We start from the raw sequence: 5,862 nt of genomic DNA, 5'->3' as shown, positions 1-5,862 counted from the left end.
AAGGACGGCTATATTTCACTCAAAGTGTTACCTATGTGAATGCACTTTTGTGTAACCCATGTGGTTGTCCCGTACACTGTGCGCGGGAGACCTTCGGGTCTGCCGGTTACTCTGTTCCGGTTCGCCAACCTGCGTACAGCTGCCACCCATTCGTTTGGCGACGAATGCGTGGTGGCTTAATCCACCAACAGAGTACTGAAAATGAACCAATACATGCCCCTAACGGGCCACGACTGCACCGTCCCCGCTCTGCTTATCCACACCCGCGCACCCCTCGACGTGCTCCACGACGCCGCCGCGTACCGGATTCGCGCCGTCACGCAACTGTTGGAAAACCTGGCCTTCCGCGAACAGCTCAGCAGCGATGCTGTGGCGCTTCAAGACTTCGCCCAACTACTGGCTATACCGCTGCGTGATGGGTGTAATTTGCTGGATGTCATCATTCGCAGGCTTAACAGCGCTGACTAACCGGACGACGACGGGGGTGGGCTGCAAAGCCCCTTAATTTTCAACCGGCACGAAAAACCAATGCCCCGACATGTCGGGGCATTGGTTTTAACGGGTACAGACTGCGGTTTCAAAACGCTGATATTGGCACTCACTCAACGGAATCGAACCTTACTCCAATATTTGCCCCAACTGCCCCAAGGTAACCACGTGGCATCCCCGACAGCAGTATTGGCGAAGTCAGCGCTGCCCTCAGGAACGCCCAGATTTCCCAAAACACCCGTGGTAACAAACACGATTGTATTGGCGTCACCCAGGCCGAAGAGTCTTGTGGCACCTTTGGCTTGCTCCAACACTGATCCTATTTTGCGAGGAATAGCTGGAATCAGACGCGAAGCCCCACGAGTAGCGAACTGGCCATATAGATTGCCATAGTCCTTGAACTGCCCCATTCGTCTCAGTGGGTTTATCAGACTGGGGGCCGCTTTAACCAAAACTCTGCTGGCAGTTGCAAGCCCTGTACGCCCCAGGAAACTCGCCAGCTTGAATACCTTGCCAGCGAGCGCCTTCGCTCCGCCTGCCGCGCCCGACCCCAAGGATACCCATGCCAGAACATTGGACAACTCTGGATGGGTCTCGCTGAGGAGCACTGAAGCAACGCCTGCCCCTAATGAGATCACCGCGAGCCCAATCAATGCGGCATACAACGGTAATGCCAAGCCGCCACTCATGATGGCCACCATTACGCCGATGCCCCCCCAAAGTATGTTATTGATCAGCTGCCCAGCGCCTTTGAGACTCATAGGCCCCGGGAGACGGTCCCCCCACTCGGCACGCAAGCGCGCACTCACCGAGAAGTGACCGCTGGGGTCGTGATGGTTGATGGGATCGTCTTCTGCGCAATAGGCATAGACGTTACGACCAGCTCTTCGGTCGAAGGGGCTTAAGTCGTCCATCGCGTTAAAACACATGGTGCTCGGGTCATAAAAACGGTAGCCCATGCCCAGCGCAAAATGGCCAGTTGAAGGGTCGCGATGTTCGCCCTTAAAGCTCAGCATTGAGTCAGTATCTTGCGAAAAATGCTCGCCGTAAGCCGTATACGCGTGGTGCTGGCCGGTGCCCGCTGTTGAGTCGTAGGTATATATCACGGTGCCATTGGCATCGCAGAGTAAATACAGGGTTCTGTTCACACCGGACATCCTGGATCGTTGCACGATACAGGCGCTGCTTGCGGGAAGCAGCTCACGGGCGTCGCCGCTGCCGTCCAACTTATACTCACCCGTGACATTGTTGCCGTCATACATAAGCTGGGTCTTTTTGCCGTCGTGATCGCGGGTCATCAAACGATCAGTCGGGTCGTAGGTATAGCGGATGCTCCCGGCTTTTATCAGTCGCCCTAGCCAATCATATTCATACTTTTTACCTGTCTGGTCCTGCGTCACGCGCCCGGCGGGGTCATAACTCAAACTGGCCGTCGATGTGTAGTCCACATGGCTATTGTCCACTTGAGTCAGACAAAACCCCTTCAGGCCATCGTAGGTATAGGTTGCGGTGTTCTCCCCATCACTGAACGTCGTGACGCAGGTGGTGACATTGCCCAGGGCATCATAAGTGAACACTTGTTTGGAGATGTCTTTGCCCTTAGGGTTCTTTGGGCACCATACGCCCGTCGTGAGGCAGGTCCCGAGTCGCCCGCCCGGGGTATAGATGTATTCGCGCCGACCCAATACGGTGTCATATTTTTTTGACTCGGGTAATTTCGATGCGTTGTCGGCGTTTCCCTGCCTAAGTTCGACTGATGTCAATTTTCCATCGTTTTCATAGGCACTGGCCACTTTAAAATCCACATCTTTCGGGCCGTAAAAAATGCGACTGACTTCACCCAGGCTCCCATCGTAGGCGTAGTTCACCGTACACAGCACATCGTAGCTATCTTTTTTGTGAACGGACTCCTCCCTAAGTCGACCTTGGTCGTCTGTTAGGTGTTTTGTTAAAACGTCTGCTCCCGTAGTTGTGTAAGGCAGCCCCTTTGGCGAGTCGTACTCGAATTCGGCTTTTAAATCCAAGGGGCTAGTAACGCTGAGCAGGCGCCCTTGCGGTGAATAATCAAACTTTATTTTTTTAGTCACACCAGGCTCAGCTTGTACGCTCTGCTCGGTGACACGCAGTGAGAGGTCATGGGAATAACTCAGCAGGTGCTCCCCTTCCGAGGCGGTTGAAATACCCTGAGTCCCATAGGCGTAAGTAAATGTCTTCTCTTCGCCTGCATTAGCGGTTCGGGTCCTGGCCAGGCGATTGCCCAGCTCCTTGATATATTCGTGCTCAAGGATGCTGCCTTGGGCGGTCACCGTTTTTGCCGGCACCCCGCTGGCGCCCGTGTAAGTGAAGGTTTCGGTACTGGCCCCGCGGGTGATGGAGGTGACGCGACCCCAACTGTCGAAGCTGCGTTTACCCAGGGTGTAGGTTTTATTGTCGAACTCGATGTCCACTTGCTCCGCTTCGGGCTGCAGCCAGTGTTTGGAGCGGGTATAGCGGTAGGTGTAGACCGTGGCCACATCCGTTGCCCCTTTGCCCTTTTCACTGTGGGTTTCGCGGAGCAAGCGGCCGAATGCATCGTAGCTGTACTCCACGGTAGTGATCCCGCGTTCGCCCTCGGTGTAGAGTGTTTTGACCTGCCGGACAAGGTTGTACGTGGCGGTCTGGGTTTGGTAAACATGGCCCTGCTGGTTTTTCCATTCGACCTTACGGATGGTCTTATTCGCGTTGTAGTGAGTGACGATGGCGTGTTTGTCAGTGTCTTTTCCGGCCCAATGCGTGCGCGTCAACGCTACGGGATCGTAAACATCGAAGACTTTTCGGCCATCGCTGTACGTACGGCAGCGCACTTGGCCCCACTCGTCGTATTCCAACTCCTCCCATTCGCTGAGCTGATTATCGGTATGCTTATAGTGGGTGGTACGCAGTTCGCGCCCAAGAGCGTCATAGCTTACGGCCTTGATGAGTATGTTTTGACCTTGTTCAACCCGATACTCACTGACCAAGCGGCCTTGGCCATCGTACTGGCTCAGATGGGTGAGCCCCTCAGGGCCGGTGACCTGCACTTGCCCTGGCGCCGGGTAGGTATAAGTCGTCGTTTGCCTATAGGTCGGACTTTGTGCGCAGGTGGTTAACGTCGCCAACTTGCCGTAAGCGTCATAACCATAGTCGGTGCGGTTGCCATCGACGTCGACCTGGCGAATGAGGCGCCCACTGAGGGTACTGTGAGTCTCTGAAGAGGTGCGTTGGTTGCCCCGTTCATCGGTATCGGTAGTGGTGGTGGTCAGTTCGGTTTCATCAACGCCGCCCAGGGTGTAATCGAAATAGCGTGCGGGTTCGCCAGTGAAGTGACCGGGCCTTACGGTCGCTTGGCTGATGCTTTTTGGGCGCCCGGTGCGAAAGTCTCGACCCTCGAAATAGCTGTTCTGTTGAATCACGTAGGCACCCTCCTTGGCGTCATCGCCTGCGAAAGTAACGCGCAGAGTGCTCGTAAGTTTGGTTTCGCTCAGGCCTTCAATACTTCCATATTGATACAGGCTACACTGAGCTATATTCCACAGGTTGGACTGATCGCCATCGCGTATCCCTACCGGGAAAAAATTACTGTCATAGATCGCATCGACGTTAACTCTGCTTGAGGGAAATATGCTTTTGAGAACACTTTCTTCCAACAAAAGGGGACTAGGTATTTCTTTCCGCAGCCAAATGAATAGCGGATACCATAATGTTTCATTTAAGGGGAGAGTTTCATCGACATAACCTACTTCATGAGTCACTCCATCCTGTATAGTCCTGATGAGTCCGCCATCGTCATTTAAAAAGTTTTTAATAACTATTGAATTTTCTTTTGCTTCTTTTTTGTACGTGGTGGTAGCGATACTAGAGCCAAAACGGGTACCAAGACCAATCGGTTTCCCTTTTACATAATCATAAATTGTTGCGACCTCGCCCCCACCTTGCGTGACTGTTTCCGACTTAACATTGTGCTGTGCATCGTAACGATAATGGGTTGAGCGAATAGCCGGGACACCTTCGCGTTTAATAGTCACGTAATTTTTCGAATTTTCTCCGTCGCGCGCATACTCGTAGGTCGTGATAACCGGGGTTCCCGTGCCAGTCGGCGTCAAGGTGTGACTGCTGACACAGGGCAATGCGGATAACTTTGGATTGTCCGGAAATTTCAGACCATTGTCTTTGTACTCGACGCTTTCCGTAAGGCCATCAAAGTTGACAGTCTCGTTCAGCAGTCGACCACACACCGGATGGTCCAAGTAGTTGAAGGTGGTTTTGCTGCCATCTTCAAGACTCACGGATCGCAAGGCAAAATCATCGATGCTCAGGGTATAAGTGATTGTCTCCGGGCTACCCGGCCAAAAAGCGAAGTAGACCATTTCGGGCTTATAATTAGAGCCCATCACAGCGGGAACGTAGACAACCTCGAGTAGCCTGCGACTTCGACCATCTTTAATACCGGTCAACTTAACTTGATAATAAGTTTTTCCACTTATAACGTGAGGTATTGTCGCCCACGTAAAATATACAAAGTTTTTACCATCCATGGTCAACGACTCAGGCATGTAAACCCCAGAATCACTCTGCAACGCCAGTACTTCTGTTCTGCCGTCCTTGCGCGCCACTGTAAGTTTGCCATCAGACCATGTTGCAGCAACCGCAGTGTTCTTCATATTCTTATTTTTTTTGAGTTCAATCGTTTCCCCAGAGTGTAGTGTCAATTTCTCATGGGCTGCTCGCCAGCTGCTCATCCGTGGGCACCAACCATCTCCTAAAGCTGCTTCATTGTTGATAGTGGGGGTATACAGGATATCGACTTTAACGGCTGGCCCGTTGCCGTCATTTCCGGTAACCGTGCACAGTGGAAGGTAAAGTTCAAACAGGCCAGTGCGGGGGTCCACTGCATTGCGCTCTTGCGTGGTGGCATTGAAGATCGGGTCTGTTTCACTATCGCTGGCGTCCGTGCCCATTACATTGTAAGGATTGTTCATATTCATCTCCTATAAATATGTCAGCCTCTTTTTAAGAGGGTCTATTTCCACCTCGAATCTACACTGCCCCACATCACGAGATAACTGTCAGTTCTCACAGGTAGTTTATATTTATTGGTTCTAACCAGGATGTTTTTACTTCCATCAACCTAACTGTCCACTTCATACAATGGGTTCGGCAATAAATTTCCTGCAGTAGGAAAATCGTTGGACACGGTCGCGGAAAACGACGTAGGCAAAAGCACAAAAAAGGGGGCAGGCCCTGAGGGATCCTGCTGAGCGAAAGATCAGATGATCCGAATGCACTCCTTCAAGGCGCCCAGCTGAACCCCAGGCGCGGGCAATCGCACCGCAGGTGGTGGCGGGCGGGCGGGCG

3 protein-coding genes are annotated in these 5,862 nt (G+C 52.7%); 1 reads left to right on the top strand and 2 read right to left on the bottom strand.

All coding sequences use genetic code 11. The features are described from left to right. Positions 1–213 precede the first annotated feature (213 nt). Positions 214–468, top strand: coding sequence for a hypothetical protein (locus tag AOA59_RS01570; protein ID WP_099485615.1), 255 nt, complete (start codon positions 214–216; stop codon positions 466–468). 134 nt (positions 469–602) lie between these two features. Here AOA59_RS01570 and AOA59_RS01565 read toward each other — a convergent pair whose 3' ends face one another. Then, positions 603–5,486: an RHS repeat domain-containing protein gene (locus AOA59_RS01565; RefSeq protein WP_158235222.1), complete on the bottom strand. Its 4,884-nt coding sequence runs from the start codon at positions 5,484–5,486 to the stop codon at positions 603–605. A 162-nt stretch (positions 5,487–5,648) separates the two neighbouring features. Next, the coding region (locus AOA59_RS32815; RefSeq protein WP_218212192.1) for a hypothetical protein at positions 5,649–5,862 on the bottom strand (214 nt) is incomplete at its 5' end.

Source organism: Pseudomonas sp. 2822-15 (assembly GCF_002742515.1).
Classification (GTDB): domain Bacteria; phylum Pseudomonadota; class Gammaproteobacteria; order Pseudomonadales; family Pseudomonadaceae; genus Aquipseudomonas; species Aquipseudomonas salomonii.
Note: the sequence above shows the minus strand (reverse complement) of the source record. Positions and strands in the feature narration are given on the sequence as shown.

Excerpts from the sequence above, each read along its gene's own strand:
- AOA59_RS01570 (WP_099485615.1), top strand. The coding sequence starts at position 214 with ATGCCCCTAACGGGCCACGACTGCACCGTCCCCGCTCTGCTTATCCAC.
- AOA59_RS01565 (WP_158235222.1), bottom strand. The coding sequence starts at position 5,486 with ATGAACAATCCTTACAATGTAATGGGCACGGACGCCAGCGATAGTGAA.